Genomic DNA, 26,737 nt, shown 5'->3' with positions numbered 1-26,737 from the left:
GCAAGGAGACAACAAGATGTTTGATTACGAAATCTTGCGATTCATCTGGTGGGTACTGATCGGTGTTCTACTAGTTGGTTTTGCAATTACTGATGGTTTCGATATGGGTGTAGGCGCGCTTGTACCTATTATCGGTAAAAACGACACTCAACGTCGTGTAATGATTAACTCAATCGCTCCGCACTGGGATGGTAACCAAGTTTGGCTTATCACCGCTGGTGGTGCATTGTTCGCAGCTTGGCCTTTGGTTTACGCAACATCGTTCTCTGGTTTTTACCTAGCGATGATCGTTACCCTAGCGGCACTTTGGCTACGTCCAATCGGTCTTGATTACCGTTCAAAGATTGAAGATAAAAAGTGGCGCAACACTTGGGATATCTGTATCTCAATCAGTGGCTTCGTTCCACCAATCATCTTCGGTGTTGCGTTTGGTAACCTTCTACAAGGCGTACCATTCCAATTGAATGATTTCCTAATGCCAACGTACCATGGTTCATTCTTTGGTCTACTAAACCCATTTGCTCTGCTTTGTGGTCTAGTGAGCTTGTTTATGATCCTGATGCAAGGTGCAACTTGGCTTCAAATGAAGACAACTGGCGAAGTACATACTCGTGCTCGTAACGTAGCTCAGCTAACTGGTCTACTAACAGTGGTTGCATTTGTAGTAGCAGGTTTCTGGATCCAAAGCATCGAAGGTTACGTAATCGTAGGTGGTATCGACACAGCAGCCGCTTCTAACCCTTTAAACAAAGAGGTTATCCGTGAAGCTGGTGCTTGGATGAACAACTTCGAAGCTTACCCACTGCTATGGGCTGCACCTGTACTGGGTGTTGCAATGCCACTTCTAGCGGTATTGGCATCTCGCCTAGAGAAGTGTGGTATTGCATTCCTAACGTCAAGCCTTGGTAATGCTGGTGTTATCTTCACTGCTGGTTTTGCAATGTTCCCATTCGTAATGCCTTCAGACCTAATGCCAAACCAAAGTCTGACAATGTGGGATGCAACTTCATCTGAGCTGACGTTGAACCTAATGACAGGCGTTGCGTTTGTTATGGTTCCAATCATCCTGGCTTACACGTCTTGGACTTACTACAAGATGTTCGGTCGCTTGGATGATAAGTTTATTGAAGAAAACAAAAACTCACTTTACTAAGGAGCGATCACTATGTGGTATTTCGCATGGATTCTAGGTGTACTACTTGCTTGTGCATTCGGTATCATCAATGCTCTTTGGTTAGAGCATACTGAAATGATGGATAAAGACAGTGAGTAATCTCGCTGACAAGGTAGCAAAACTTCACGAACCAATGGACAAGACTCTGTTGAGAGTCTTGGCCTTAATCCTCGGCTTTATGCATGTTGGATTGGTGATGTGGGACCCAAATGCGTATCATCGAGAGATTGGTGGCTTTAACGCATTTATTGCACCAGCGCTGATTTGGGCATTATGCTCCAGCATGGTATATGGGGTAGGCTTCAAACCAAGAAACTGGTACTGGCAAGTGTTGTTCAGTCCTTATTTCTCACTTGCTATCTTAAGTTATCTAACTGCACTGTATTTCATGTAAGCGTTACGTTCTGAAATAAAGTCGGTTATTAAATCATCGAAATAAAAGCCAGACTTATTGTCTGGCTTTTATTTTTTCTACAAAATTCAAAAATATTCCCTTCGCTCAGTACCAATTACTGCCGCTTCAGTTATAGTAATTGCTTTAAAGAATTGAAATTACTGGTACTCCCTTGCAAGGCACATCAAATCCCTTCCGCTGGCCGATCACCGTGTATTACGAAGATACCGATGCGGGTGGCGTTGTATATCACTCTAATTATTTAAAATTCTTTGAACGTGCACGCACTGAGATGTTGCGTGCAAAAGGCATTTCTCAGCATGTGTTATTGGAACAAAACATTGGCTTTGTTGTCCGACACATGGATATCGATTTCAACCAAGGGGCGAGACTGGACGAGCATTTGACCGTTCTTACCCGAGTGTCAGAAATAAAACGTGCATCTCTGCAATTCTGTCAAGAATTAGTCAATGATGAAGGCAAAACATTGTGCAAGACAATTGTTAAGGTAGCATGTATCGATAATAAGAAAATGAAACCAATAGCTATCCCATCTTTTATCAATTCGGAGCTAACAAATAGTGACTGCTGATATTTCCATTTTAGATCTCTTTCTTCAGGCCAGTCTGTTGGTAAAGCTTGTGATGTTGACCCTGTTAGGCATGTCAATTGCGTCATGGGCGATGATCATTAAGCGCAGCAAAGTATTATCTCAAGCATCAAAAGACGCTGAGTCGTTTGAAGACAAATTTTGGTCTGGTACCGATCTTTCACAGCTATACCAGAAAGTAAAAGCTCGTAAAGACGAGATTGGCGGTACAGAAGAAATCTTCTACGCAGGTTTCACTGAGTTTGCTCGACTACGTAAGAGCAACGCTAACTCTCCTGCTTACATCATGGAAGGCACTGGCCGAGCGATGCGTGTTTCTGTAGCTCGTGAAGTCGATGAGCTAGAAACAAGCCTGCCTTTCCTTGCGACAGTCGGTTCTATTAGCCCATACATCGGCCTATTTGGTACGGTTTGGGGCATCATGCATGCCTTTATTGCTTTGGGTGAAGTAAAACAAGCGACGCTTTCTATGGTAGCACCAGGTATTGCTGAAGCTTTGATTGCAACCGCAATGGGTCTGTTTGCTGCTATTCCTGCGGTAATGGCGTACAACCGTCTAAGCAATAAAGTGAGTAAGCTTGAGCACACATACGCGACTTTCTCTGAAGAATTCCACAGTATCCTGCATCGTCAAGCAATGGCAGGCAGAGATGGCTCGGATAAGGAATAGTTGATGGCGGGCTATCAACCTAAAAAGCGTAAAATGACAGCAGAGATCAACGTCGTTCCTTATATAGACGTAATGCTCGTGTTGTTGATTATTTTCATGGCAACGGCTCCATTTGTTACTCAAGGGGTTGACGTTGATCTTCCAAAAACGTCGACTGCAGAATCGATGCAAGAGCTGGCGGGTGATACTGATAGCAGTTTCATCATCATCGAAATCGATCGTGACGGTAATTTAGGACTAAGCGTAAATGATGAAGAAGTCCAGCGCGGTCTATCTCTGCAAGATGTCATTGTTCGAGTAAAAGCGGAGCGTGAAATCAAACCGGATTCGCCAGTTGCAGTTGGTGGTGACGCGGCAACGCCTTACGCAGACGTAGTAATTCTGCTTGATGAGTTAAGTCGTGCTGGTATTCCAAAAGTTGGTCTGATGACTGATATCAGGGAATAGACATCGAAGATCTATGAAAGATAACAAGAAAAAAGCCAAAGAATATACCAAACCGATAGCGATATCGGTGGGTTTGCATGCGCTGTTAGTCGTGGCGTTGCTTTGGGGGACGGATTTCACCATGTCTAAACCCGAGCCAACAGGGCAAATGGTTCAGGCGGTGGTGATTGACCCAAAACTTGTTCAGCAGCAGGCGAAAGAGATTCGTCAGCAGCGCGAAAAAGCCGCGAAGAAAGAGCAAGATCGTCTTGATAAGTTGCGACGAGAAGCTGAGCAGCTTGAAAAAAACCGCAAAGCTGAAGAAGAACAGATTCGCAAGCTGAAAGAACAGCAGGCAAAAGACGCCAAAGCAGCTCGTGAAGCCGAAGCGGCTCGTAAGAAGAAAGAACAAGAACGCAAGGCAGAAGAAGAACGCACTCGCAAAGAGAAAGAGCGAGCTGCAAAAGCGGAGAAAGAGCGTAAAGCCAAAGAAGAGGCCGTTCGAAAAGCTGAGCAGGAGCGTATCGCCAAAGAAGCAGCAATTGCTAAGGCAGAGCAAGAGCGTGTAGCGCGTGAGAAGGCAGCGAAAGAAGCTGAGGAAAAGGCTCGACGCGAACGTGAAGCGGCAGCGAAAGCGGAACAAGAGCGCATTGCTAAAGAAAAGGCAGCCAAAGAGGCAGCTGAAAAAGCGCGTAAAGAAAAAGAGCGTCTTGAGCGATTAGAGCGTGAACGTAAAGAGCAAGAAGCTGCGCTTGACGATATCTTCTCGGGGTTAGAAAGTGAAGCGAGTCAGAATACCGCAGCTCGAAACCAGTTCGTTGATGATGAATTGGCGCGTATGTCTTCAATCTATACTCAAAACATTCAGCAAAGGCTGATTAAGGATGATTACCTGTTGGGAAAGGAGTGTAGGGTAAACATCAAACTCATTCCGACAGGGACAGATATGATGGTTTCAGGAGTTACGGTCCTTGGTGGAGATTCAAGGGTGTGCGCCGCTGCAAAAAGTGCGATCGCTCAAGTGGGTACTTTCCCAAAATCTACCGAAGCTTCTGTGAACGAAAGACTTAAAGATATCAACTTAACCGTTGCTTTAGACTAGAAGGAATAAGACGTGATTAAACGCCTTTTACTAGGAATGTTTGTACTGCTTGGCAGTATAACGAACGTGGCTCACGCTGCATTAGAGCTGGTCATTACTGATGGTATTGATTCAGCACGACCAATTGCTGTTGTTCCCTTTAAATGGGAAGGAAGCCAACCACTGCCGACAGATGTTTCTGCTGTGATCGCATCAGACCTTCAGCGTAGTGGTAAATTTAGCCCGATCCCTACCAACAAGATGCCTCAAACGCCTTTTAACGAATCTGAGGTTAACTTTGATGCTTGGACCAGTCTTGGCGTTGATGCTCTGTTAACAGGTAGCATTACTCAAAATGCGCAAGGCAATTTTGTTATCAACTACCAGCTAGTTGACGTCGTTCGTGGTCAGTTGACCGGTGGGCAAAGTCGAGCGCTTGGTGAAGATGGTGAACTTGTTCTGTCTAAGGATCATGTACTGTTCAACAAGGTTGCAACGGTTGAAGCCCCACGAATGCGTGAATACGCTCACCGTATCTCCGATTTGGTATACGAGCAATTGACGGGTGAACGCGGTGCGTTTATGACGCGCATTGCGTACGTGGTGGTGAATGATAAAGATCGCTTCCCTTACCAGCTTCGAGTCGCTGATTATGATGGTTTTAACGAGCGATTAGTCCTTCGTTCAAAGCAGCCGTTGATGTCACCAGCTTGGTCGCCTGATGGTCAAAAACTAGCATACGTAAGCTTCCAGAACGGCCAAGCCGAAATCTTCATTATGAATATTTATACGGGTGAGCGTGAGAAGGTTACGTCATACCCTCGTCATAATGGTGCGCCAAGATTCTCACCGGATGGTAGTAAGCTGGCGTTAGTGTTGTCTAAGACGGGATCGTTACAGGTCTACACTTTAGACCTAAAAACTCGCAAGCTGACACAAATTACGCGTGGCAGATCAAATAATACAGAACCATTCTGGCATCCGGATGGAAAATCGTTGATTTTTACATCGGATAGGGGTGGTAAACCACAGATTTATCAAGTAAATTTGGGCGATAGTTCAATTAATCGTCTGACGTGGCAAGGTAGTCAAAACTTGGGTGGTCAAATTACTCCTGATGGCCGATTCCTTATTATGGTGAATCGAAGCAATTCAGGCTTTAATCTGGCTAAGCAAGATTTGGAAACTGGTTCATTGCAAGTACTTACTAAAACCCTACTTGATGAGTCACCGAGCATTGCCCCAAATGGTGGCATGGTGATTTACAGCTCGATTTACAACAAGAAAAATGTACTGTCGATGGTGTCTATTGATGGTCGATTTAAAGCTAGATTACCGGCAACAAATGGGCGTGTCAGAGCTCCCGCATGGTCTCCGTTTTTGTAGCAATAAGTTTGATTAATGAAGGAAAATAAGATGCAACTTAACAAGGTTCTAAAAGGACTACTAATCGCACTTCCTGTAATGGCTGTTACAGCGTGTAGTTCTAGTGACGACGCTGCTTCTAACACTGGCGCAGAAACTAACAACTCTGCGGAGACTACAGTAGTAACTCCAATTGACCCAAATGGTCAGCTAACAGAGCAAGAGCTAAAAGAGCAAGCACTACGTGAAACTCAAACAATCTACTTCGCGTTTGATAACTCAACAATCGCTGGTGATTACGAAGAGATGCTAGCTGCTCACGCTGCTTACCTAAGCAAGAACCCTGCGCTTAAAGTAACGGTTGAAGGCCACGCAGACGAGCGCGGCACTCCTGAGTACAACATCGCTCTAGGCGAGCGTCGTGCTCAAGCAGTTGCTAACTACCTACAAGCACTAGGTGTACAAGCAGATCAAATCTCTATCGTTTCTTACGGTGAAGAAAAACCACTTCTTCTAGGTCAATCTGAAGAAGTTTACGCTAAGAACCGTCGTGCGGTTCTAGTGTACTAATCTGAGGTAAACCTCATGTTCAGTAACACTAAGCGCGCTGTTACGCTTACGTTACTGGCAAGTGCAGCGAACTTCGCGTTCGCTGCACCAGCTCCAGTATCAGACCTCAACAGCACCTCATCGACCGCATCACAGACTCGCTCGGGTCCAGAAACTGATATCGAACGTCTAGAGCGTTTGCTACAAAATCGCAATCGCGTTCAAGTACAAATGCAGGGACAGATTGATCAGATGTCTCAGGAAATCAGTGATCTTCGTGGTGAGTTAGAGCGCAACAGCTATGAAATGCAGCAAATGCTTAAGAGACAGCGAGAGTTGTTTGTAGAGCTTGATCGTATTCGTGGTGAAATGAAAGCGGCTCCAGCTGCGGCAGAGAAGAAGCCAGCTGAAACAGGTGGTAAGTACAGTTCTAATGTAGATGAGCAAACCGCGTATCAAAATGCGGTTGACCTTATCCTTAAAAAACGTGACTACACCGGCGCGATTGCAGCTTTCCAGCAGTTCCAGAAAGATTACCCTGATTCTACCTATTCAGCGAACTCACACTACTGGCTAGGTCAGCTGTACTTTGCTAAGAAGCAGGACAAAGAAGCGGTGAAGAGTTTTGCGGCGGTTGTTTCTTACAAAGAATCTAACAAGCGTGCAGACGCATTGGTTAAGCTAGGTGATATCGCTGAGCGTAACAACAATGCTGAGCAAGCGAAGAAGTACTATCAGCAAGTTGTGGATGAATATCCAGGCAGTGCTTCGGCGAAAGTCGCTAGCTCTAAGCTGAAGTAAACAACGTCAAAAGGGAGCCTAGCTCCCTTTTTCTTTGCTTGCTCTTTTCAAGGTATAACAAAGATATACGGCTAGACTGCTACAAATTCCGGTTACGGGTTGGTTTTTGAAAATCAACAAGGTTACAATACTCGGATTAAAGGAAGTTGCGTAGAGCAAGAGCAATGAGCCACATATTAGATAAAATCGATACAGTTTACCCATTCCCACCAAAACCAATCCCATTAAGCCAAGAAGAAAAAGCCGATTACATCGCGCGAATCAAAAAGCTGCTTAAAGAGAAGGACGCGGTATTAATCGCGCACTACTACACCGACCCTGAAATTCAAGCTTTAGCTGAAGAAACCGGCGGTTTTGTTGGTGACTCGCTAGAAATGGCAAAATTTGGTAACCGCCACTCTGCAAGCACACTGATCATCGGTGGTGTTCGCTTTATGGGTGAATCAGCAAAGATCCTAACGCCTGAAAAACGCATTCTAATGCCAACGCTAGAAGCGGAATGTTCGCTTGACCTTGGTTGTCCCGCGGACAAGTTCAGCGAGTTCTGTGACGCTCACCCTGACCACACGGTAGTGGTATACGCAAACACCTCAGCTGCAGTAAAAGCACGCGCAGATTGGGTTGTGACTTCTAGTATTGCTCTTGAAATCGTTGAGCACCTAGACGCGGAAGATAAACCAATCATCTGGGGCCCTGACCGTCACTTAGGTTCTTACATTGCGAACAAAACTGGCGCCGACATGTTGCTATGGCAAGGTGAGTGTGTGGTTCACGACGAGTTCTCTGCAGATGCACTACGCAAGATGAAGAGCGTATACCCAGATGCGGCAATCCTAGTTCACCCAGAGTCACCAGCAAGTGTGGTTGAGCTTGCAGATGCAGTTGGTTCGACTAGCCAGCTAATTAAAGCGGCGAAAGAGCTACCTCATCAGCAAATGATCGTCGCTACTGACAAAGGTATCTTCTTTAAGATGCAGCAGCTAGTGCCGGAAAAAGAACTGATAGAAGCGCCAACAGCAGGCGCGGGCGCGACGTGTCGCAGCTGTGCACATTGCCCATGGATGGCGATGAACGGTCTTAAAGCGATTGAAAAGGCACTGAGTGAAGGTGGTGCAGAGCACGAAATCTTCGTTGATGAAGCACTGCGTGTGAAATCACTCATCCCGTTGAACCGCATGTTGGACTTCGCAGAGCAACTAAACATGCAAGTAAAAGGCAACGCTTAGTTGTTCAGTCCTGTTTAGGCAAAAGCTTGCTAAGACAAATCGCAAAAACCAGCCGAATGTGGCTGGTTTTTTTATTTCTTACAATCAATAGGTTAGTATTTAGTTATAGCAATCAGAAAGGAATCGGAAACTTATGGCTGTATGGCTAGTACTGAAAAAGTGGCTAAGTACCCATCTTTTTAAGTTGAGCAACCGAAATCTTCTCGTCATTAGTGGCGCCTACATTGCCATCTCGTGGTTGTTGCTGGCTCTTGCAGGAGAGCATGCACTGACCGATAACTTCTCAAACTTCATTTACTACCTCATGGTGACCGCTTCAACGGTTGGCTATGGCGACTTATCACCCTCAAGTGATATGGGTAAGTGGGTAGTGGTGTTATTTATTATCCCTGGCGGTTTGAGCTTATTTGCTGCCATTTTGGGACGAGTTGCAGGCGGGGCGATTGACTATTGGCGAGCAGGCATACTGGGTAAACGGAGAGTAAGAGTGGAAAACCATATCGTATTACTGGGTTGGAATGGCGCACGCACTATGCACCTTATCCGCATGTTACAGCATGAAGAAGAGGGCAAACGCCCAATCGTGTTATGCAGTCGTTCAGATATTGAAAACCCATTACCGGGTGAAATTGGTTTTATTAAGGTGACCAGTTACACCGATGCGCAAGAGATGAAGAATGCCAACATTACCGGAGCTAACTGTATTATTGTTGATAATCTTAGCGATGATATTACTCTCTCGGCCGCCTTGTATTGTGCTTCGGTCAACCCTGATGCACACTTGCTCGCCTACTTTAAAGATGAAGCGTTGGGACGATTGCTCAGTCAGCATTGCCCTAAGGCAGAGTGCATTCCAGCGGTAGGCGCAGAGATGCTTGCCAAAGCTGCAGTGGATCCAGGTTCAAGCGCGCTGCACCAAGAATTACTTGCCTCTACACGAGGTATGACGCAGTACTCAGTGATTTACCCACAAGATCAACCGACGACCAGCGTGGAAAAGATCTTCGGATTTATCAAGAAGCATCACCAAGCAACGTTGATCGCATTCGATCTCGGCGACGGGATTGAACTCAACCCAGACTTAAATGCCCAAGTGCCGCCAAGCACTAAGCTGTTTTATATTGCCGACGAGCGAATTGATGACTTCGCTTGGACTGACATGAACAAGGACAAATAATGCATATGATTGCCGACCTGTTGGCGGGTTTCCCTAACTTTCTTCTCTACTTCTCCGTTTCGATCGTTTTCGTACTGGCGTTCAAATTCGTCTATGTAAAACTGACACCGTACGATGAATGGCATCTGATCAAAGAAGAGAAAAATACCGCGGCGGCAGTCGCATTAAGTGGGGCGTTCTTTGGCTACTGCCTCGCTATTGCGGGTGCTGCAACCAACTCAGTCAACATTGTAGATTTTATGGTGTGGGGCATCGTAGCGATGCTGGCACAGATAATTGCGTTCGGTATTGTGCGTTTTATTCTGCTGCCGAAAGTATCGGAGCGTATTGAGAATGATGAAGTACCAACAGGCATTGTTTTAGCTGCCGTCTCTGTGTCTGTCGGTGTGCTTAACGCAGCCTGCATGACCTACTAGGAGGTTCGATGAAACGCAGTTCCAATGTGAAACGCTCCTCAATGGACAAGAGTTTTAAGGTCGGGCGAATCATTCCATTCGTTGCTTTCGGTGGGATTTTTTTCCTCGCAACTCAAGAATCAAAAACGGAAGGCTACATCTACGTCGATGCTGATGAGTGTAAATCGGATGCGCCTGAGTTCAGTGAGCAGTGTGAAATCGCCTACCAAGAGGCAATGGCGCGTGCAGAAGAAAATGCACCGCGCTATAACAATGAGTACGAGTGTGAAGACGACTTCTATGAAGACGATTGTTATTACAGCTCGCGCCATCGTTCTTATGTGCCGTTTGTGGGAGGATACTTCTTCAGCCGTGCAGTAAGTGGTTTAAGCGGTTACAACAAAAGCTACTACTCGGAGCCGATGTATCGTTATAAGTCGAAGTATTACAACGGTGCAGGGCAGTTTTACGGTTCTTACCGCAATCAATCCACTAAGGTCGCTACCAGTAACCTAAATAAGCGCGGTGGCGGTACGATTGGTCGTGCGATGTCTCGCGGTGGCTTTGGTAAAGCGGTGTCAGTAAGCCGCGGCGGTTAACTGAAATGTTTCGACGAGAAATACAAGAAAGAGAAAACTGGCGTGAATTAGCACGCCAGTTTGGTTTTGGCTTCCATTCTATGTACGACCAACCGTATTGGGATGAGACTGCTTACTATCAATTTACCCTTGAGCAGATTGAGAAAGACATTGAAGACCCAACGGAAGAGCTTCATCAAATGTGTCTTGAAATCGTCGATCAGGTTGTTCGAAGTGAGCAGTTACTGACTCAGTGTGCGATTCCCGAAGCCATGTGGTCGCAAGTCGCTTCTTCTTGGCAGCGAAGAGAGCCATCCCTCTATTCAAGAATGGACTTTGCTTACAACGGCTCATCGCCAGCAAAGTTGCTAGAGAACAACGCAGATACACCAACGTCATTGTTTGAAACTGGCTTTTGGCAGTGGGTGTGGTTAGAAGACGTTGTCAATAAAGGGCGTATTCACCAAAGTGCGGATCAGTTTAATATTCTGCAGGACTTTCTGATTGAACGCTTTGCTGACATTGCCAAATTGCAGCCGGGTCAAACGCTGCATTTTAGTTGTTGCAAATACACCGAAGAAGACAAAGGTACGGTGCAATACCTAGAAGACTGCGCAAGGGAGGCTGGGTTAGCAACCGCTTTTGTTTTTGTTGAAGATATTGGTGTGACACAAGATGGGCAATTTGTGGATGCTGATGGCAGAGCGATTCGCTGGATGTTCAAACTCTACCCGTGGGAGTTTATGTTCGAAGAGGAATACAGCCAGTATCTCGCAACATCGAGTGTGAACTGGTTAGAGCCAATGTGGAAATCGATTCTGTCTAACAAAGCGTTGTTGCCCTTACTTTGGGAGAGGTTTCCAAATCATCCGAATCTTTTACCCGCGTATTTTGCCAATGATCCAAAAGCGGCTAGCTTAAAAGACTACGTTATTAAGCCTTTGTTTTCTCGCGAAGGTGCCAACATTGAGATTGTCAAAAATGGTCAGCGATTGGTGAAAACACCGGGTCCGTACGAATCGAACCAAAACATCGTTCAACAATATCATCCGCTACCGAAATTTGGCTCAAGCCATACTTTGATTGGCAGTTGGCTCGTGAATGACAAAGCGGCAGGGATCTCGATTCGAGAAGACAGCAGTTTAGTGACTCAAGATATGGCGCGCTATATTCCTCATATTATTCTTTGAGTGGTAGCGTTGGCTTGGTTTGCTCAAAATATTTGTTTCGCAAAAACTAAGCCTCTCGTGTTTGAGAGGCTTAGGACAGTGATTAACTACGATTCATCAGTGACTATGTATGTGGCTATTTGCTTCTACTGCTAACTCAACCTCGATCGTTCCAGCATGTTTAAATTGCAGCGTCATCGGAAATCGTTCCCCCTTTTGGTAGGACTGTTTAGGATTGAAAATCATCAGGTGATAGCCGCCTGGTTGGAACATCACGGTCTTCATTGACCCAATTCGAACGCTGTCGATTTTTTTCATCATCATCATTCCGTCGCTCATTTCGTGAGTGTGTATTTCCACACGTTCGGCAATCGGGGTAGAAGCACTGATCAAGAAGTCATCTTTGCTTGAACCATTTTTTAGTTGGAAGAAACCAGCAATCACGGTTGCATTCGGTGGGGCTTCTCGACTCCAAGGATGATCTATTTGAATACTATCCTTTGCATATTCATGAGCACTCACGGGTGTGATGAGACAAACAGATAAAAATAGGGAGATGATTTTTAGCGCTTTTTTCATAATTATTTCCGTTAATTGTTGTTGGTTTACCAAGTGAGGTTGCCTTGGTAGACGAGCCAAAATGCAGTTTGCTTGGTTTGAAGAATGGATTCGTAGTTGGTTTGAAATCTCAAAAGTTGATGCATAGCAAAGTGCCAGTTAGCAATAGCGCTGATACGCTGTGGAGCATGACCTTTAGCATCTAAAACCTGTTCGAATTCAGCGTTGGTTTTGGTTACCTCATTGTCTGTTAGTAACCAGTCATAACGTGCGCCCATCTCAAGATTTTGGTACTGCCAACTTAACTGTGTAGACACACCGTGTTGAAATGCATCTAGCTCAGTTCGAATTTGCTGTGAATCCGTTAGAGTGGCATTTAGCCTTTGGCCCATCCATTCCACTTGCCAGTTAAAGTTGTTCCACTTTAGATCGGCGCCGAAGGTCAACAGGGTAGTATCACCGTCATAGGTTAAGTTGCTAGAGGCGGTGTGAACATGACTGTGACCATCATTTTCCGCTTGCTTTCGCGAAGTCGCGTTAAAATAAGCCGCACTTGCCATCACTTGCAGTTGGTAATCCGCTCTCAGTTGATACCAATTGGCAGTCAAACCAAAGGCGGCAGGCGAAGCGGAGCTACTATCGTATTGGGCAGGGTACTCGCTGCCACGACCAAGCCAAATAGTGGTGTCGTAACGGTTTTGAGCAAAGGTCAACTGAACACTATCATCGCTGTATTGACTACCAAGAAACGCTTGCTGGGTTAGTGAAGCATCAATAAAACGCCAGTCGTGTTCGTGAACACCGTTATATAACCCTATTGGGCTGAGTTGACGACCTATGCGTAGTGTCCAATCTTGATGCAGGTGGGGTTGCAGCCATAGTTCTTCAAGTTCTATAGACTCGCCATGGTGACTACCAATGATAAGTTTTGCCGCTAGAACGTTATCTAGGCTTGCCAAGAACCCAAGCTCGCCATGCATCAGCTGCAATCCTTCTTCGTAGTGAAAGGCTTTTGCATCCGTCACCACACCTGGAATTGAGTATGCCGTCTCTCTGTCGGTCTGATAGTAGCCAACTTGAGCAAAAAGGTTTGACTGTATATCGACCTCATCGAGCCAATCAGTTTGAGCTTGCTTAGCCTGTAAAGGGAGCGCCACTAGTAAGCTGCCCATAGTAATTAGCACTTGCTTCATGACTTATCCTCTTGAGTAAACGGGTTCGCATAGCGAGGGTTAGAGATAAATGTCTCATCACTCAGAGCATGTAAAAACATCAGCATGTCTTGTTTCTCTTGTGCACTGAGGGTGAACCCTTTGACAAATTCACTCTTATTTGGGTTCTTTCTGCCATCTCCTTGATGCTCACCAGAAGTGATGTTACGACCACCATTGGCGTAGAAATCCAACACTTCGCCGAGTGTCGCGATACTACCGTCATGCATATAAGGCGCGGTGTAGGCGATATTTCTCAGCGTGGGTGGGCGAAATTTCCCTTTGTCTTTTGGATCTTGAGTGACGGTGAACAAGCCATTGTCTGCAATGGGATAGCTGCCTTTGCCATCAATGTTGTAAAGCCCCGTGTTAAAGAAAGGGCGGGAGACAAATACAGAGTCATCATGCAAGGTTGAATCGCTAAAATTGAAGCCATTATGGCAATGGAAACATTCCATTTTCTCGCTGTTAAACAGATCCTGACCACGCATCGCTGAGCTGCTCATGGTGCCGCGATCAAAATCTGAGTCTTTAGAGATCAAGGCTCGGTTGAAGACGGCAAGCGCTTTGATCACATTAGGAAACGTGACAGCGTCTTGCTCGTTGGGAAAAGCCGCATTGAACATATTTTGATACGCCGTTTCACGACGGAATCGGTTCAATATCTCTTCTCGGTTCGCATCATTGATGCCCATCTCGACAGGGAACTCACCAAATAAAGGGATCACCAATTGCTGTTCGATCTCTTTCAAGATCGGGTTTGCCCAAGTGTAAGAAGCGTTATAAGCGATGTTAGTTAGCGTTTGTGAGTTGCGGTGTAACACTTCTCCTGTCGAGCCCGTTGGCACTTTTACACCGTCTGAGAATGCTAACGCTTGCTGGTGGCAAGATTCGCACGACATGGTTTGGTTGCCAGAAAGGTTCTTGTCATAAAAAAGATGACGTCCAAGTTGAAACTTTTCCTCTGTCGCAGGGTTATCTGCTGGCTCTTTAGGTGGTGGAAGTGAGCCCGTTTGAAAGTCAAAGCCAAATTCATTTTCGGCGTTGGGTGGTATCACGGTGTAATCCGATTCGCTGTCACAGCCTACGATGGCAAAAATCGTGAGCGATGCCAGCAAACCGCACTTCTGGTTTACTGACATAACAATTACTCCACTGAAACCCAAGCTTGAGAGCTACTACAGTTACCAGCAGTGCATTCGCCGGTCTCCAAATCTAGACCTAAGTTGTCATAGATGCCTTGGCAATCAGGGTCTGTGCTAGACGACATACAACCAGGAGGCGTATTTGGGGTATTAAAGGTAATGTCGTTGTTAGCGACTAGGCGCTGATAATCGAACACAATCACATTGGTTGCGGCGTCGAAGTCATCAAATTGGTAGATTGGTCGATTTGGACGAGACGAGGCACAATCGATGGTTTCCTGTGTCGCATCCACGACTTCACAGCCTGTGGTTCCCAAATGAATATTCCAACCATTCACATCCATACGCAGATGCTTATGCCCGTTTTGCCAGCTCCAGTTCATGCCCATTACATCCAATGGTGAGATAGCGTCGTCACCGTCAATCCCGTAGTGGTTGAGCACAGCAGGAACGCCTAAGGTAAAGCGAACCCCAGTATAGTTACCTTGGGGTATTTGACCTTTGATCTGATGGTTAAGTGCTGCGTTACCATTTGCACAGCTGTCCGAGCCAGTTTCAAAGTCTAACAGTGCAACGTTTTTGTATTGCCATTTGCCATCCTGAATCAGCTCAAGAGGCGTTGCTACGCCATTGTTGTCAAGCAACTCGACTTCAGAAAGGTACATACGGACATCTTTAAACTCTGGGTTTGTATTGGCAGTGCCTGCAATTGCATTTTCCATCAGTTGACACTGAATATCTTGTTGACCAACACGAGCTTTAAACTCAAGCGTGACATTTTGTAGTGAGGTTTCTGGGGTTGTCGTTGAGTTAGAGTCAGAACCGCCACCACATGCGGCGAGTACCCCGCAACTGATTGTGGTAAATAGAGATTTTGCAGTTGAAATACGGTTGAACATAGACTTTCCTTTCTAATTATTTTCGCAAGTCAGATTTGAATTCCAAAAAAAGTACGTGCGAAATTGTGCCGCTGTTTTGGTTAAACGCGGTCATTGATACCCAAGCATCTCGAGGCTACTTAGGTGTATTGTTATTTGAATTATTGATATCGACGTAGGAGCGTCGAATTAAGCAAGGAAAGTCTGAGGTGGGGATTGTTTTGGCGCGAGAGCAAGGTAAAGCTTTTGCTGGCACTGAATAGGTAAATCGGTATTAAAGCGCGGAGTAACGCGACTAAGCCAAAGAATGATAGCCGCTAGAATCATCGCCATGATAGCGATAACGAACTGGCACACATCCAGTAAAGGGCAACTGAACTTTAATGGATCGTGAATCTCACTATCCGGTGAAATAGGCATGGCGTTGTCGGCGATAAGTTCTTTAATGTCGACCCACTTGAAGCCTTCTGCAGTACAGAGTAGGACTTTTTCATCCTGAGCTTCAGATAACCAGTTGTTGTTATGAACTTGTGATGGGTTAAGTGCTACGGTTGCCAACAGGTAAATCTGAAACAGCAAAGCAGCAATGACATAAACTGCCATTACTTTTTCTTTTATATGCTGATTTCTTACTGTGTGCATTGCAACATTCAATTAACCAAATTCGGCGCGGATACTAACAAAGAAATTAAGGAATTGTAATGTTGTTTTTATAAAATGGTGACACCAATGGATTGTTCGAATGTTTTTGCTGCGGGTTTGAGAAAGGAAATGAGGAGAGATGAATTGATAGAATAAGCCACTGAGAGTCAGTGGCTTAAATAAATTATGATTACTCTTGTTCTGCCAATGTGACGCCACGTTGAGTTAGGCCAGAAAGCATTACTGGCATCGCATTGAAGATCTCTTCAAATTGCTCTAAGCCTTCCATGCCTTGTTCTGCAAGAGTTGTGATAGTTGTTTCAGGATCGTAAAGCATGGTTAGAGATAGCAGCACACCGCCAAGTAATGCGCTGTCTTCACTATCTTCTGGCATTAAGGTTTCCCAATCATCACGAGCCAATTGCCATCCCTGAAGAACACCTTCACAGAAATCACGAGTTGCTTCCGTCACGATTTCACCTTCGTCCAGAGCGCAGCCTTCAGGCCATTGCCAACTGCCTTCCAATAAAGCAGGACGAGTTTGGTTCCACATTTGAACAATCTCATCGATGTACTGTTCTAGCTGCTCTCCATCAGAGAAAGGTGCGGTCTCTTCACCACCCCACAGGAATGGTAGCCATTCTTGAGGGTTCAGAACATTCGGCGCAGATGCCATTGCTGTTACGAAGCCTTGAGTTTTCGCTAGGTTTAGTAGTTTCCCATCAAGTTCTGGAAGAGAAAGGATGTCTTGTAGTTTCAAAATAGAATACCATTTGTTAATGGACTGGTTGATTGCGAACATCTTACCAATCAATTTTAGATAAATCGATATTAGGGATGGATTCGTTAGCTGCTATGGAAATACGCTCCTCGTTAAGAAAGAAAAGTATCCTCGCATTAACAGTGTATTTGGGGTTCTTCATCGCAACTATTGGTAGTGTGGCCTATTTAGTGGTGGAGCCTCCTGTCCGTTCCAAACTCGAACAAAATCTAGATTTAAGAACTCAATTACTCGCTTCACAAATTGAGCAGCCCCTCACTAGCTCTATTGGGTTGGTGCAAAGCTTAGTCGGCCTCGGTCAGACAGGCTCACACCAAGTCAGTCTGGTAGATACCATTCCTCAATTACTTGCCGTTAGCGATGACATTATTGTCAGCGGAGGGCTGTGGCCTAAACCATTCTTAGACAATGAAGAGTGGCGTTACACCAGTCTATTTTTCAATAAAAATGATGCTGGTGGTCTCGACCAGATCCAATCTTATAATAACCCTCAAACAGGAGGGTATGACAATGAGCCGTGGTATCAATCTGTGGCAGGAGCACCAGCAGGGGCTGTGAGCTGGTCAAGCGTATATATCGATACGTTTACACAAGTACAGATGATTACGGCTTCTTCGCCTTATTATCGCAATGGTGAGTTTGCAGGCGTAGCGACTGTCGACCTCTCTTTGGAAGCGTTATTCCAATTTATCCGTGAACACACCAATCAGTACTCTTTGGGAGTCGTGATCCGTGATGCGGATGAGCAGGTGATCGTTGAGCACAACTTCAATCTATCCAAAAATATCTATATCAGTGAGCTCGATTTTGGTGAGTTCAACTGGCAGCTTGATGTTGTTAACGCCAAAGTTAAAGTGGCGGATCAGGTGTTTGAACAAGTAATGAGTGTGGAACGCGGGATTATTCCATTTCTACTTCTTTGCGTATTAGTTGGCTATTACTTGCTTAATCGGTATATCGTGGAACCAATTGTGCGAATTGCCCAAAAGGTCGATGATTCTAAAACAGGCGGCATTATCGATATCAATTATGAAAGTGATGACGAGATTGGTCACCTGATCAGTAAGTTTAATGAAAAAACGGTTTACCTAGAGCGAGAGCGTGTGAAAGCACAAGCGTCAACCAACGCTAAAACCGCTTTTTTGGCCACCTTATCCCACGAGATTCGTACACCAATGAACGGTGTTTTGGGTACCGCTCAAATCCTGCTTAAAACGCCGTTAAATGATGAGCAGCGTAAGCACCTCAATACGCTTTACGATTCTGGTGATCATATGATGACACTGCTCAACGAGATTTTGGATTACTCGAAAATAGAGCAAGGTCATATTGAGCTTGACCACACTCCATTCCCGATAGAATCCATTCTGGGCAGTATCAATAGTGTTTACCATACACTTTGTGCCGAAAAAGGCTTACAGTTCAAAATTACCTCAAACCTGCCTCATGGTCGTTGGTACAACAATGACAAAGCGCGATTAAGGCAAGTTTTATTTAACTTGTTGAATAATGCAGTGAAATTCACTGACTCCGGATATGTGGAAGTTGAACTTGACGAAAAGCAGGATGATGGCGCCAACAAGTTGATCATTAGCGTAAAAGATACAGGTATTGGTATTTCATCCGATGCACAAGCGAGGATCTTCCGTCCATTCGAGCAAGCAGAATCTTCCACAACTCGTCGCTATGGTGGTACTGGTCTCGGTTTAGCGATAGTGAAACAGATTGCTGAACATATGGGAGGTGGGGTTTATGTACAGAGTAGGGAGGGCGTCGGTACCAAATTCACGGTTGAGTTGAAGCTTGATTCCTGTGAGCCCGGTAAACTTGAAACGACAAATCGGCACAAGATCAACTGTGAGGGGCTCAGAGCCCTTATTGTTGAAGATAATCGAACGAACACCATTATCATGGAAAGCTTCTTAAAAGATAAAGGCTTCGAATGTACCGCTGTAGAAAATGGTCAGCAGGCAGTCGACATTACGCTGAAGCAACAGTTCGACTTGATTTTAATGGACAACCATATGCCAGTTCTTGATGGTATTGGCGCAATATCGGTCATTAGGAACTCTCAATCTGCTTCTAAGTCGGTGCTGATTTTTGGATGTACCGCAGACGTGTTCAAAGAGACTCAAGAAAGAATGATGGGGGTAGGCGCTGATCATATTATCGCGAAACCTATTGTTGAATCAGAACTGGATGACGCGCTATATCGTCACTCTCAACGGCTTTATCAATATCACCCTGAAGGCATTCAATCTTCAGAAAAACCACTAAACACGGAGTCTTTGTTGCTTGAGTTCTACGTCGCGCTAGAAGACAGTGATTTAGAAGGAGCTAGCCAAACACTGGCAAGGATTCATGCCTCTGTTCCTCACAGCTTGCAGCAACAGCTCGCAGAATTAGCGGAAAGTATCGAGTCCTACTTGTCGCAAGCGCAGCCACCCAAGCAAGAAGATATAGACAGCTTAACCGTATTGTTAGCAGACCTGTAAGACACAAGGATGCCCGCTTTATAGTGATTATCCTGATTTCCTCATGCTAAGCAGCATGAGGCGATCTTTTTTCCGCTCACCTGCCATATTTACAACTACTTTTCTTGTGTTTTTCCTCATCTAAGTTCTTATTAAGTAATTAAATTACGTTATTTAACTCCATTTTGGTGCGGTTTTTTGGCCAGAGTTCCTGTTTTTAGTGATTTTGACCACTTTGGGTTTTGAAAGTAGTCATTAATTTACCTCTGTATTTTAAAAACGAGATCATAAACTGCAATTGTTGTGCTCTAATGGCGATATGAACTGCTATGTCGCTTTTGGTGTAGTGAAAGATTTTATAGATGTCACTTAAATTGGTGTTTGATTTTAGAGGTTGTAATGAAGGCTCGTGGACCATTCTGTATTCGTAATGCAGCAGCAGATACTTTCGCTATGGTGGTTTTTTGTTTTATCACCGGGATGATCATCGAGATTTTGATCTCGGGTATGACGTTCGAGCAGTCTCTGGCATCACGTACATTGTCTATTCCAGTCAATATCGCGATTGCTTGGCCTTATGGCATGTTCCGTGATTGGGTATTGCGCCAAGGCAACAAGCTTTCACCTTCATCATTTATGAAGAATGTCTCTGACTTGGTAGCCTACGTATTATTCCAATCACCAGTCTATGCTGGCATCTTATTCGCGGTAGGCGCTTCTACTGATCAAATCATTACAGCAGTAGCGAGTAATGCGGTTGTGTCTTGTGGTATGGGCGTACTTTACGGTTACTTCCTTGACCAATGCCGCCGTTGGTTCCGCGTTCCTGGTTACTATCAAGAGGCCTAATTGTCCCTGTTTTGCACAATTTAGCTAGATAGTGAGCAAACAAACGCAAAAGGGCGCTTTTTTTCATGTTTAGCCTTGACCATCAGGCACATAATCATTAAATTAGCGCCTCGTTAGCCAATGATGCTAACCACAATTTGATTCGGTGAGTTGTCCGAGTGGCTGAAGGAGCACGCCTGGAAAGTGTGTATACGGCAACGTATCGAGAGTTCGAATCTCTCACTCACCGCCACATTCTAAGAGGTCTGATTTATCAGGCCTTTTTTCGTTTTTAAGGCTTATTGAGATAACGCTAGCCCACACTGGAGCTAACACATGTTATCGAATCAAAGGCTATCTTCTAAAAAATCACTTTATCTTATTACCAGTAGGACAGGCGTTTGTTCGTTCCGCTGGAATCTAAGAGTTGATGGTAAGTACCACCAGCCCACATTAAGCCTCAAAACATGAGACTACCTTCAAGCGGTTAGACTCACATCTGAACTAGCAATCCGTATACAAAAAAATTACCCTCCCAACCTTAGAAGACATTAAGTCAATCTATAGTGATTTGAAAAAGCATCACCGCGAATATAACGATCTTTGAGTATTTCAGCGGTTTCTTCAGGCATACGGTACTCATATTCTTTTTGAGGTAACAAACTACCGTAATGGAGAAATTGAGACATATGCAGGTTCCTGTATCAGTCATGGAATGGATTCACAGAGATGACATATACCTGAAGAATTTTTGATTGTGCGCACTTTACGGAAAAATGAATGAAGGTCAACTCCCTCAGTCCATTAGCTTAGGGGATAGGGCCGTAGCTTGGGTTGAAAGTGAAGTCGATGAGTGGATGGAGGGTGTGCTTGAGGTTCGTGATTTAAATAGTTTAAGCCGCACGATGCGGGTAAATATCTGAGTATTTTTACTAGGCCGTGTAACAATTGCTTGTATGTAACAAGTGCCTTATCTTACGATGATAACAAGCGACATATCATTGTGTTAGGTTGATATATCGTTTGGCGAAGGCATTTACAACAAAATTAAAAGAGAGGTCATTGTGGCTTTGCGTCGTGGTGAAGAACCATTTAAGTACTCGCGTGGCTACCCTCAGAAGTGGTTTTATGTTGTTAAGTTTATGTTCAAGCTAAAAGCTTTTTGGCGATGGATTCGCGTTCAGAAGCCAATGACTAAGTTGATGGGTTACCAATATCAGGTTGCTGATGACTTGATTGAAATAGATATCACCTACCAGTGTAACTTGAAGTGCAATAACTGTAATCGCTCTTCAGCCCAAGCCCCATCGAAAACACATATTGGACTTGATGAAATAACCCATTTTGTTGACGATAGTCTAAGCCAGAATAAACACTGGCGAAAAATACGTGTATTAGGTGGAGAACCAACGCTCCATCCCGAGCTCAGCGAGATCCTTTCGGAGTTATATCGCCTGAAGCTTGCTCATCCTGCTCTGACTATTCAGCTTGTCACTAACGGCCATGGACGTCGCGTCAACAAAGTAATATCGATGCTGCCAGAGTGGTTGTGTATTGAAAACTCAGCGAAAACGGATTCCGTCCAACCAGATTTTGGCCCATTCAACTTAGCTCCTGTTGATAGCTGGTACCACAAGTTTAGTGATTTCTCGAACGGCTGTGATATCGCAAAGACTTGCGGTTTAGGTCTAACGCCTCAGGGTTATTACCCTTGTGCGGTTGCTGGTGGTATTGACCGAGTATTAAACCTAAAAGGTGGACGGCAGCGTTTACCATCCAGTGATGATGAAATGCATGATCTAATGAGGCGTAATTGTGGCTTATGTGGACGATTTCGAGATGGCCATTATGTTCCACCAAAACTACGCCCTAGGATATTTGAGCAGCATACTTCAGCAACATGGAATAAGATTTATCAAGAGTGGGAAAGCAACCAAAAGCGTTAGAGCTTGCTTGATTTCAAAAGGTATAGAAAGTGGATGAATGGCATATTGTTGGCAATGGTCCGGGGGACTTAGTCATCAAAAAACATGAGAAAGTTATCCGATTTAATCAACCCTTGACCATCGATTTAAGCGCTGATTTAGTGATTACTAATAGTAAGTTGGCAGGTATCAAGTCCGGCGTTCTTGTTCAAGGCGAGGTGCCAAGCAAACTGTTTTGTGACAAGCTAGAGGCACATGGCAAGGAATTTGAAAGCCTATTGGGGTGTAAACCGTCAATCGGTCTGCTCACTCTCAAGACAATGCTTGAATTTGGTGTCACGATAAATGTTAGTCGGATGACTTTGCTGCCTTCACTAGAGAGGCCTGTAGATTATGATCGACGGAAAGCCCTGCCTGCGGCATACCATAACTGGCTGGGAGAACGACGTCTCGCTTCTTGTTGGATGGACAAATTAAATTGGCCAGGCTACGTAATGAAGTTAGCACATCATGAGCCAGCCAATGATGCAACAAGCAATCGTATTTTGTCAAAGCTTCAGTCGTTGCCAAGCTTACCAAAAGAAGAAGCGACGCAATTATTGAAACAGCTATCCGAGGTTAAGCCAGTAACGTGGTTGGAGCATATTGATTATTCGAGCTTAAAAACTATCGAGCCACTATTTTTTGTTTTAAGGGGGAGGTACACCTCCCCAAACTGGTGGCTTTACGACAATGAGCTGTCTAGTGAGGTAAACCGTCTTCAAAAAAATCTGGCTTTGGCTCAACAAGCTCTACTTTTTTCTGAGAAAGTGTAGGCATAGAAATAATTTCTTGAACCATTTTGTTATTGCGCTCTTTTTCACCTTGGCCCAGCTTTTTGCGCATGTGCCAATAGGTGTAGCCTGTGTCTAAGTAAATAGGAGCTTTTGCGATTTCCGCCATAGGTAACATGGTTAAATAATCTGTAGCCGAATCGAACCACTCAGAGCTATCTTTATGTTTGTAATATTCCTCAGGAACTTGTTCAAACAACGCTTTGGTGAAGACTCTTAAGTGGCTCCATACATTTGCACCGGCAGAAAGTCTAGGACGAGTATAATCTGGCTGGTATAAGTGCAGTGGTTTATTAGGGCGGAACATAGGCATCTGAACTAAGTCCGCCCCCTGTTTCTTGGCCGCATACAAAGCATCAACAACATTGGGTTGCATTAAGCAGTCATCTTGGTCTAACACTGCAACCAGGGTGCTAGGATCTTGGCAGATTTCTTTTATTGCCAATATGAAGTTTGGCATTCTCCCAGTATTAGAACTACGCCTTACCAATGTGGTTTTAGCTTGCAGCTCATCCAACAACATTGGATAACACCAGTTATGAGCGGCGCCACTGGCATCGTCAATGAGTATAATACCGAAGCTTTGATTGGTCTGATTCCGCAATGACTCCAGGCAGCGTCTTAGCAGGGCATGGTCCGTGTACCTACCTTTCAATAAAAAAACGATTTCTTCGTGCCTTTGCTCATATTGCCAATGATTGCCGGGTACCCAATCAAACTCCTCATGTTGCCTTGTAGGCTCTTTTCCCTGGGAAATTAGATCCCTCGCCAATGAAAGTTCAGAAAAGTGTTTGTGTTCGTTTCTAGGATGAACGTAGTAACTTTGTGGATCTCCACCACGTACAGAGCGAAGTCCTCTACGTTTCATTGCTTGCTGTAGTGCACGATGCCAGGTGAGAGTGAACTTGCCCTCGTCTATAGGATTATCAACTGGTAGTTGATTGCGAATCTTAGCAAGATCTAAGAGTCCGAAACGGACTTCGGGAGCAAATTCACCTGGCTCTCCTTTATAAGGATTAAAACTAGAGCTGATTTTTGGAATATTGAAGCCAACGGCAAGCACATCCTCAGGCTCACAGGCGTAGATCATGTCGGCGATATAATCATGATTCCAATTGCGGCGACCAATAAGCACGTCTAAATCACACTGCAGCACATATCGAGTCTTAACTTGGTCAAACCCCCAGATCTGAGGGAATAAGGGAGCATTTTGAATGGTATGTGTTGTTCCACAATCAGAATGTGCAAACCATTTTTCATACGTTGTATTTATGGTTGTTGCGCTTGTAGGGGAAATTAGTACAGAGTCAATTAGCCCATCGTCTCTAAGCGTCTCGGCTTGTTCAATAACGGAGGCTAGATTTGGGTTCGAATACTGGCGTAAAAACCTCCCCTCGTGAGGATCAATCAGAAGAATTGTTTTTGCGAAATTAACTGGGTAGCGCAGCTGCGTCACGATATGAAGTACTTGGTCAGTAAGTACTTCAGCATCTTGTGCGCAGGCTTTGATCATTAGAGTTACAGAGTCACTCTTACAAGAGGCCGTCGGTGTTAGGTTACGGCAAGGTTCGACGCATTGTGGATGAAGCTCTGTGACCAACTTGCGGTAAAACTGCTCGAATCCGGGAAGGCTCATTAAAGCATCATCTTGTCTTCGCCAACTCAGCCGACGCACTAGTTCTTCGTCAGCATTGGCCAGTATTCCAATAGAGTAGATACGGACACACATATCCCGAAAGCGTGAGGACGTGAGAGGCTGTATGTCCTTTCCGACATCAATGTATTCCAGATCTCCTTGTGGAGTGACAATTAAGTTATCTCGCTTGATATTAAGAGTGCAAACTCCAGCGTGATAGAGTTTTTTGAGGTAATCTACAATGGATTTTTCGGAAAGCTTCTCATTAGTTATTGCATTACTTTGGAAGGGGGTTCGATACTGCCAAAGACCATTACACTTTCTCCAAGTCACCGTTGGAATAGGAAGGTCTTTTTCGGCGAGTAAGGTTCTCAGGCTTCGGACTTCGGTATCTGAAATAGCCCAAGGGTAGAACTCCTTAACCACTTGATTATGCTGCAGCCAAACCGCCCCCTCCATACCAACACCTAACAGATGGCGATTGGTAGACAATAGAGTGCTCCATGTTCTCGCAACATAGGCAAGCCTATTTCTCTGCTCTCGCCAAATTTCGTTAGACTTATTTGTCTTCGTATCTTCTCCATCAAGAGAGTAGATGGCATAAATAGGATAAGAGCAAACGGCTACCTTGGAAGCATTTAGCATTAATAGTTTAGTGACCAACCAGTGGTCTTCTGCGCTTCTGATATTTGGGTACCTGATACCCAGATTGGTCTTCAGTAATAGGTTGCATGAAGGGAGCTCTCGTTGTTGCTTGGCAGAAGCAAAATTATCGATAAATCTCGCTAAATTTAGGTGATTACAGAGCTCGTTTGGATTTGTGATATTATCATTTTGGAGAATTACCCCTCCTTTTCTCAGCTTATTGCTTCCCAGAGCCGCTACTTTATCTGTATCGCGAACAGCATTCCAAAGCCCATGTAGACTATCTTTAGCAAACAGTTCATCGTCAGCGTCTAATCTTGCAACCCATTGTATACATGGCTGTGTATCTGCCCAGTCTAAGAGAAGGTTACGTGCCCTAGCTGGTGACCCGCATTCTGCCTGCAAGAGGGTAACAGCTGGATGGTGGAGTAAAGCACTTGCTTCTGATGGCCAACTTATATTTGAGCTATCATCCAGTACAACGATGCGCGCAACCTGCTTTTGAGTGAGACACTGATTTATAGCGCTGTTAAGTGCTCGAATGAGATATTGTGGTTGGTTTTTGTGGGCAATGGCGATTACTACTTCAGCAGAGTCAAATTCTGGTGAAGAAGTGTGTAAAACTTGCAAATTACGATCGCACAAGATCTTAGTGTATTTAATGGGAGCGCGCGAGTAAAAGTTAGCCATTGACACTCTCCAACAGTTCCATTTCGTCTAATATATCGTTCTTAGAAAGTGCAAACAGTGCAGCGGTGCGTTCGAAGTAGATCTCCATCTCACTTCGTGACATTTTTTCGCCATGAAGTTTTAGAAACTGCGCACACCCACGCAGTTTCTGCTTTGAACCTGGGGCAGAAAGTGCATCGGGTGATTGATTACACATCCAATCAACGGTCGCTGTATTGGTATAACGAATAGTAGCCAAATTGGACTCTAAAATTCGAATCGCAAAATCTTTATCATTTCCACTGGTTAAACCATCAGTGAAACCACCAACTTTGGTAGCAAGTCCGGTTTTAATAAAGGTATTTGAACCTTGCCATCCTGGGTTACCAACTAGAAAGTCACTGACCTTGAGGTCTTTGGGAATATTGGTAGCAACCGTTTTGTTATCAATATTCACATTGATACCAGACAGAACGATATCAACTTTTCCTTCTTCGCTCCTAAGCAGGCAAGAAGATAGATGCTCAGGCTGCCAAACATCATCATCATCGATGATAGCGATATAGCTATTTGGAAAGTTATCAGAGATATAGTTGATACCGGTATTCCAGCTGCCAGCGGCGCCGGACGCACGTGAATTGACTAACACATGCAGCGTAATACTTTTGAGTTCAGAGCGAAGGTTTTCTACTTCCTTCTCATCTAGTGAGCGCGTATCTGATACGAGCACAACGGCTTTAGGTTGGCATGTTTGATTGATGACAGAAGGAAGCGCATGTTCTGAAAGTAGTGAAAGCCTGGGCGTTGTAGCGATAAGCACAATGACACTGTTCATTAATAGGACTTTGATTGGTTATTAAATTGATTATAATAATCAATTTGTTGAATGTATGATGT

At 44.7% G+C, this 26,737-nt stretch carries 29 protein-coding genes and 1 tRNA gene; 21 read left to right on the top strand and 9 right to left on the bottom strand.

All coding sequences use genetic code 11. The features are described from left to right. Window positions 1–16 precede the first annotated feature (16 nt). From cydB to BSZ04_RS18095, 15 genes are all read left to right on the top strand, one after another. Complete coding sequence (cydB, locus tag BSZ04_RS18165; RefSeq protein ID WP_010447280.1) at window positions 17–1,153, top strand: cytochrome d ubiquinol oxidase subunit II; 1,137 nt, start codon at window positions 17–19, stop codon at window positions 1,151–1,153. Window positions 1,154–1,165: 12 nt separating this feature from the next. After that, a complete protein-coding gene (gene cydX / locus BSZ04_RS18160; RefSeq protein ID WP_000270285.1) occupies window positions 1,166–1,273 on the top strand; it encodes a cytochrome bd-I oxidase subunit CydX in 108 nt (35 codons plus the stop codon). Next, window positions 1,266–1,568, top strand: a complete 303-nt coding sequence (ybgE, locus tag BSZ04_RS18155) for a cyd operon protein YbgE (protein ID WP_010447290.1) — start codon at window positions 1,266–1,268, stop codon at window positions 1,566–1,568. Before cydX ends, ybgE begins: the two co-directional genes overlap by 8 nt. Before the next feature lie 172 nt (window positions 1,569–1,740). After that, a complete protein-coding gene (gene ybgC / locus BSZ04_RS18150; protein ID WP_010447291.1) occupies window positions 1,741–2,160 on the top strand; it encodes a tol-pal system-associated acyl-CoA thioesterase in 420 nt (139 codons plus the stop codon). Beyond that, window positions 2,150–2,848: a protein TolQ gene (tolQ, locus tag BSZ04_RS18145; protein WP_010447293.1), complete on the top strand. Its 699-nt coding sequence runs from the start codon at window positions 2,150–2,152 to the stop codon at window positions 2,846–2,848. The genes ybgC and tolQ overlap by 11 nt, the downstream gene beginning before the upstream one ends. 3 nt (window positions 2,849–2,851) lie before the next feature. Then, window positions 2,852–3,295, top strand: a complete 444-nt coding sequence (gene tolR, locus BSZ04_RS18140) for a protein TolR (RefSeq protein WP_038885846.1) — start codon at window positions 2,852–2,854, stop codon at window positions 3,293–3,295. A gap of 13 nt (window positions 3,296–3,308) precedes the next feature. Next, window positions 3,309–4,376 carry a cell envelope integrity protein TolA gene (tolA, locus tag BSZ04_RS18135; RefSeq protein ID WP_010447297.1) on the top strand — a complete coding sequence of 356 codons (1,068 nt, stop codon included), beginning with the start codon at window positions 3,309–3,311 and terminating at the stop codon, window positions 4,374–4,376. A 12-nt stretch (window positions 4,377–4,388) separates the two neighbouring features. Next, window positions 4,389–5,741, top strand: a complete 1,353-nt coding sequence (gene tolB / locus BSZ04_RS18130) for a Tol-Pal system beta propeller repeat protein TolB (protein WP_081641217.1) — start codon at window positions 4,389–4,391, stop codon at window positions 5,739–5,741. Window positions 5,742–5,771: 30 nt separating this feature from the next. Then, on the top strand, window positions 5,772–6,290 hold the full coding sequence (pal, locus tag BSZ04_RS18125; RefSeq protein WP_010447301.1) for a peptidoglycan-associated lipoprotein Pal: 519 nt from the start codon (window positions 5,772–5,774) through the stop codon (window positions 6,288–6,290). A 15-nt stretch (window positions 6,291–6,305) separates the two neighbouring features. Then, window positions 6,306–7,070, top strand: coding sequence for a tol-pal system protein YbgF (ybgF, locus tag BSZ04_RS18120; RefSeq protein WP_038885849.1), 765 nt, complete (start codon window positions 6,306–6,308; stop codon window positions 7,068–7,070). Between the two features lie 164 nt (window positions 7,071–7,234). Further along, window positions 7,235–8,296, top strand: a complete 1,062-nt coding sequence (gene nadA / locus BSZ04_RS18115) for a quinolinate synthase NadA (protein ID WP_088881071.1) — start codon at window positions 7,235–7,237, stop codon at window positions 8,294–8,296. Between the two features lie 133 nt (window positions 8,297–8,429). Continuing rightward, on the top strand, window positions 8,430–9,473 hold the full coding sequence (locus BSZ04_RS18110; RefSeq protein WP_088881070.1) for a potassium channel family protein: 1,044 nt from the start codon (window positions 8,430–8,432) through the stop codon (window positions 9,471–9,473). Next, window positions 9,473–9,889, top strand: coding sequence for a DUF350 domain-containing protein (locus BSZ04_RS18105; RefSeq protein WP_088881069.1), 417 nt, complete (start codon window positions 9,473–9,475; stop codon window positions 9,887–9,889). Before BSZ04_RS18110 ends, BSZ04_RS18105 begins: the two co-directional genes overlap by 1 nt. 8 nt (window positions 9,890–9,897) lie before the next feature. After that, window positions 9,898–10,467, top strand: coding sequence for a DUF1190 domain-containing protein (locus tag BSZ04_RS18100; RefSeq protein WP_010447311.1), 570 nt, complete (start codon window positions 9,898–9,900; stop codon window positions 10,465–10,467). Window positions 10,468–10,472: 5 nt separating this feature from the next. Continuing rightward, on the top strand, window positions 10,473–11,636 hold the full coding sequence (locus BSZ04_RS18095; RefSeq protein ID WP_088881068.1) for a glutathionylspermidine synthase family protein: 1,164 nt from the start codon (window positions 10,473–10,475) through the stop codon (window positions 11,634–11,636). Between the two features lie 96 nt (window positions 11,637–11,732). Here BSZ04_RS18095 and BSZ04_RS18090 read toward each other — a convergent pair whose 3' ends face one another. From BSZ04_RS18090 to BSZ04_RS18065, 6 genes are all read right to left on the bottom strand, one after another. After that, the gene (locus BSZ04_RS18090) at window positions 11,733–12,194 is read right to left on the bottom strand and encodes a copper chaperone PCu(A)C (protein WP_088881067.1); all 462 of its coding nucleotides are present in this window, start codon (window positions 12,192–12,194) and stop codon (window positions 11,733–11,735) included. 26 nt (window positions 12,195–12,220) lie between these two features. After that, window positions 12,221–13,366 (bottom strand): TonB-dependent receptor, encoded by a 1,146-nt coding sequence (locus BSZ04_RS18085; protein ID WP_088881066.1) that lies wholly within the window; start codon window positions 13,364–13,366, stop codon window positions 12,221–12,223. After that, complete coding sequence (locus tag BSZ04_RS18080) at window positions 13,363–14,526, bottom strand: methanobactin export MATE transporter MbnM (RefSeq protein WP_038887186.1); 1,164 nt, start codon at window positions 14,524–14,526, stop codon at window positions 13,363–13,365. The genes BSZ04_RS18085 and BSZ04_RS18080 overlap by 4 nt, the downstream gene beginning before the upstream one ends. 5 nt (window positions 14,527–14,531) lie before the next feature. Next, on the bottom strand, window positions 14,532–15,428 hold the full coding sequence (locus tag BSZ04_RS18075; RefSeq protein WP_088881065.1) for an MbnP family copper-binding protein: 897 nt from the start codon (window positions 15,426–15,428) through the stop codon (window positions 14,532–14,534). A 168-nt stretch (window positions 15,429–15,596) separates the two neighbouring features. Further along, complete coding sequence (locus BSZ04_RS18070; RefSeq protein ID WP_088881064.1) at window positions 15,597–16,010, bottom strand: hypothetical protein; 414 nt, start codon at window positions 16,008–16,010, stop codon at window positions 15,597–15,599. A gap of 229 nt (window positions 16,011–16,239) precedes the next feature. After that, window positions 16,240–16,851: a YecA/YgfB family protein gene (locus BSZ04_RS18065; RefSeq protein WP_088881063.1), complete on the bottom strand. Its 612-nt coding sequence runs from the start codon at window positions 16,849–16,851 to the stop codon at window positions 16,240–16,242. 53 nt (window positions 16,852–16,904) lie between these two features. Between BSZ04_RS18065 and BSZ04_RS18060 the strand changes: the two genes are divergently transcribed. The 3 genes from BSZ04_RS18060 (at window position 16,905) to BSZ04_RS18050 (ending at window position 20,385) form a co-directional block, all read left to right on the top strand. Further along, on the top strand, window positions 16,905–19,325 hold the full coding sequence (locus BSZ04_RS18060) for a hybrid sensor histidine kinase/response regulator (RefSeq protein ID WP_088881062.1): 2,421 nt from the start codon (window positions 16,905–16,907) through the stop codon (window positions 19,323–19,325). 378 nt (window positions 19,326–19,703) lie between these two features. Beyond that, window positions 19,704–20,153: an L-alanine exporter AlaE gene (locus BSZ04_RS18055; RefSeq protein ID WP_038887190.1), complete on the top strand. Its 450-nt coding sequence runs from the start codon at window positions 19,704–19,706 to the stop codon at window positions 20,151–20,153. A 144-nt stretch (window positions 20,154–20,297) separates the two neighbouring features. After that, window positions 20,298–20,385 (top strand) — tRNA-Ser (locus BSZ04_RS18050). 298 nt (window positions 20,386–20,683) lie between these two features. On the opposite strand, the gene BSZ04_RS24960 is transcribed toward BSZ04_RS18050, so the two are convergent. Further along, window positions 20,684–20,821: a hypothetical protein gene (locus BSZ04_RS24960; protein WP_161493762.1), complete on the bottom strand. Its 138-nt coding sequence runs from the start codon at window positions 20,819–20,821 to the stop codon at window positions 20,684–20,686. 66 nt (window positions 20,822–20,887) lie between these two features. On the opposite strand from BSZ04_RS24960, the gene BSZ04_RS18035 reads away from it, so the two are divergent. The 3 genes from BSZ04_RS18035 to BSZ04_RS18025 all read left to right on the top strand — a co-directional run bounded on the left by BSZ04_RS18035 (window position 20,888) and on the right by BSZ04_RS18025 (window position 22,872). Continuing rightward, entirely contained in the window at window positions 20,888–21,055 is a 168-nt protein-coding gene (locus BSZ04_RS18035) for an AlpA family phage regulatory protein (RefSeq protein ID WP_231896301.1), read from the top strand. Between the two features lie 141 nt (window positions 21,056–21,196). Next, window positions 21,197–22,078 carry a radical SAM protein gene (locus BSZ04_RS18030; protein ID WP_088881060.1) on the top strand — a complete coding sequence of 294 codons (882 nt, stop codon included), beginning with the start codon at window positions 21,197–21,199 and terminating at the stop codon, window positions 22,076–22,078. Between the two features lie 29 nt (window positions 22,079–22,107). Further along, a complete protein-coding gene (locus BSZ04_RS18025; protein ID WP_088881059.1) occupies window positions 22,108–22,872 on the top strand; it encodes a hypothetical protein in 765 nt (254 codons plus the stop codon). Here the strand turns inward: BSZ04_RS18025 and BSZ04_RS18020 are convergent. Next, window positions 22,799–25,861: a glycosyltransferase gene (locus BSZ04_RS18020; RefSeq protein WP_088881058.1), complete on the bottom strand. Its 3,063-nt coding sequence runs from the start codon at window positions 25,859–25,861 to the stop codon at window positions 22,799–22,801. The genes BSZ04_RS18025 and BSZ04_RS18020 overlap by 74 nt on opposite strands. Next, entirely contained in the window at window positions 25,854–26,675 is an 822-nt protein-coding gene (locus BSZ04_RS18015; RefSeq protein WP_088881057.1) for a glycosyltransferase family 2 protein, read from the bottom strand. Before BSZ04_RS18015 ends, BSZ04_RS18020 begins: the two co-directional genes overlap by 8 nt. Between the last annotated feature and the right edge of the window lie 62 nt (window positions 26,676–26,737).

It is taken from the genome of Vibrio rotiferianus (assembly GCF_002214395.1).
Taxonomy (GTDB): Bacteria; Pseudomonadota; Gammaproteobacteria; order Enterobacterales; family Vibrionaceae; genus Vibrio; species Vibrio rotiferianus.
The sequence above is the reverse complement of the archived record's forward strand: the minus strand, read 5'-3'. Positions and strand labels throughout refer to the sequence as shown.

What these genes read in the sequence shown, in the direction of transcription:
- tolA (WP_010447297.1), top strand. Translation starts at nt 3,309, where the DNA reads ATGAAAGATAACAAGAAAAAAGCCAAAGAATATACCAAACCGATAGCG.
- BSZ04_RS18020 (WP_088881058.1), bottom strand. Translation starts at nt 25,861, where the DNA reads ATGGCTAACTTTTACTCGCGCGCTCCCATTAAATACACTAAGATCTTG.
- BSZ04_RS18105 (WP_088881069.1), top strand. Translation starts at nt 9,473, where the DNA reads ATGCATATGATTGCCGACCTGTTGGCGGGTTTCCCTAACTTTCTTCTC.
- BSZ04_RS18110 (WP_088881070.1), top strand. Translation starts at nt 8,430, where the DNA reads ATGGCTGTATGGCTAGTACTGAAAAAGTGGCTAAGTACCCATCTTTTT.
- tolR (WP_038885846.1), top strand. Translation starts at nt 2,852, where the DNA reads ATGGCGGGCTATCAACCTAAAAAGCGTAAAATGACAGCAGAGATCAAC.
- BSZ04_RS18075 (WP_088881065.1), bottom strand. Translation starts at nt 15,428, where the DNA reads ATGTTCAACCGTATTTCAACTGCAAAATCTCTATTTACCACAATCAGT.
- BSZ04_RS18055 (WP_038887190.1), top strand. Translation starts at nt 19,704, where the DNA reads ATGAAGGCTCGTGGACCATTCTGTATTCGTAATGCAGCAGCAGATACT.
- BSZ04_RS18090 (WP_088881067.1), bottom strand. Translation starts at nt 12,194, where the DNA reads ATGAAAAAAGCGCTAAAAATCATCTCCCTATTTTTATCTGTTTGTCTC.
- BSZ04_RS18070 (WP_088881064.1), bottom strand. Translation starts at nt 16,010, where the DNA reads ATGGCAGTTTATGTCATTGCTGCTTTGCTGTTTCAGATTTACCTGTTG.
- BSZ04_RS18015 (WP_088881057.1), bottom strand. Translation starts at nt 26,675, where the DNA reads ATGAACAGTGTCATTGTGCTTATCGCTACAACGCCCAGGCTTTCACTA.
- cydX (WP_000270285.1), top strand. Translation starts at nt 1,166, where the DNA reads ATGTGGTATTTCGCATGGATTCTAGGTGTACTACTTGCTTGTGCATTC.
- cydB (WP_010447280.1), top strand. Translation starts at nt 17, where the DNA reads ATGTTTGATTACGAAATCTTGCGATTCATCTGGTGGGTACTGATCGGT.
- pal (WP_010447301.1), top strand. Translation starts at nt 5,772, where the DNA reads ATGCAACTTAACAAGGTTCTAAAAGGACTACTAATCGCACTTCCTGTA.
- BSZ04_RS18095 (WP_088881068.1), top strand. Translation starts at nt 10,473, where the DNA reads ATGTTTCGACGAGAAATACAAGAAAGAGAAAACTGGCGTGAATTAGCA.
- BSZ04_RS24960 (WP_161493762.1), bottom strand. Translation starts at nt 20,821, where the DNA reads ATGTCTCAATTTCTCCATTACGGTAGTTTGTTACCTCAAAAAGAATAT.
- BSZ04_RS18060 (WP_088881062.1), top strand. Translation starts at nt 16,905, where the DNA reads ATGGAAATACGCTCCTCGTTAAGAAAGAAAAGTATCCTCGCATTAACA.
- BSZ04_RS18100 (WP_010447311.1), top strand. Translation starts at nt 9,898, where the DNA reads ATGAAACGCAGTTCCAATGTGAAACGCTCCTCAATGGACAAGAGTTTT.
- BSZ04_RS18080 (WP_038887186.1), bottom strand. Translation starts at nt 14,526, where the DNA reads ATGTCAGTAAACCAGAAGTGCGGTTTGCTGGCATCGCTCACGATTTTT.
- BSZ04_RS18065 (WP_088881063.1), bottom strand. Translation starts at nt 16,851, where the DNA reads ATGTTCGCAATCAACCAGTCCATTAACAAATGGTATTCTATTTTGAAA.
- ybgF (WP_038885849.1), top strand. Translation starts at nt 6,306, where the DNA reads ATGTTCAGTAACACTAAGCGCGCTGTTACGCTTACGTTACTGGCAAGT.
- BSZ04_RS18085 (WP_088881066.1), bottom strand. Translation starts at nt 13,366, where the DNA reads ATGAAGCAAGTGCTAATTACTATGGGCAGCTTACTAGTGGCGCTCCCT.
- nadA (WP_088881071.1), top strand. Translation starts at nt 7,235, where the DNA reads ATGAGCCACATATTAGATAAAATCGATACAGTTTACCCATTCCCACCA.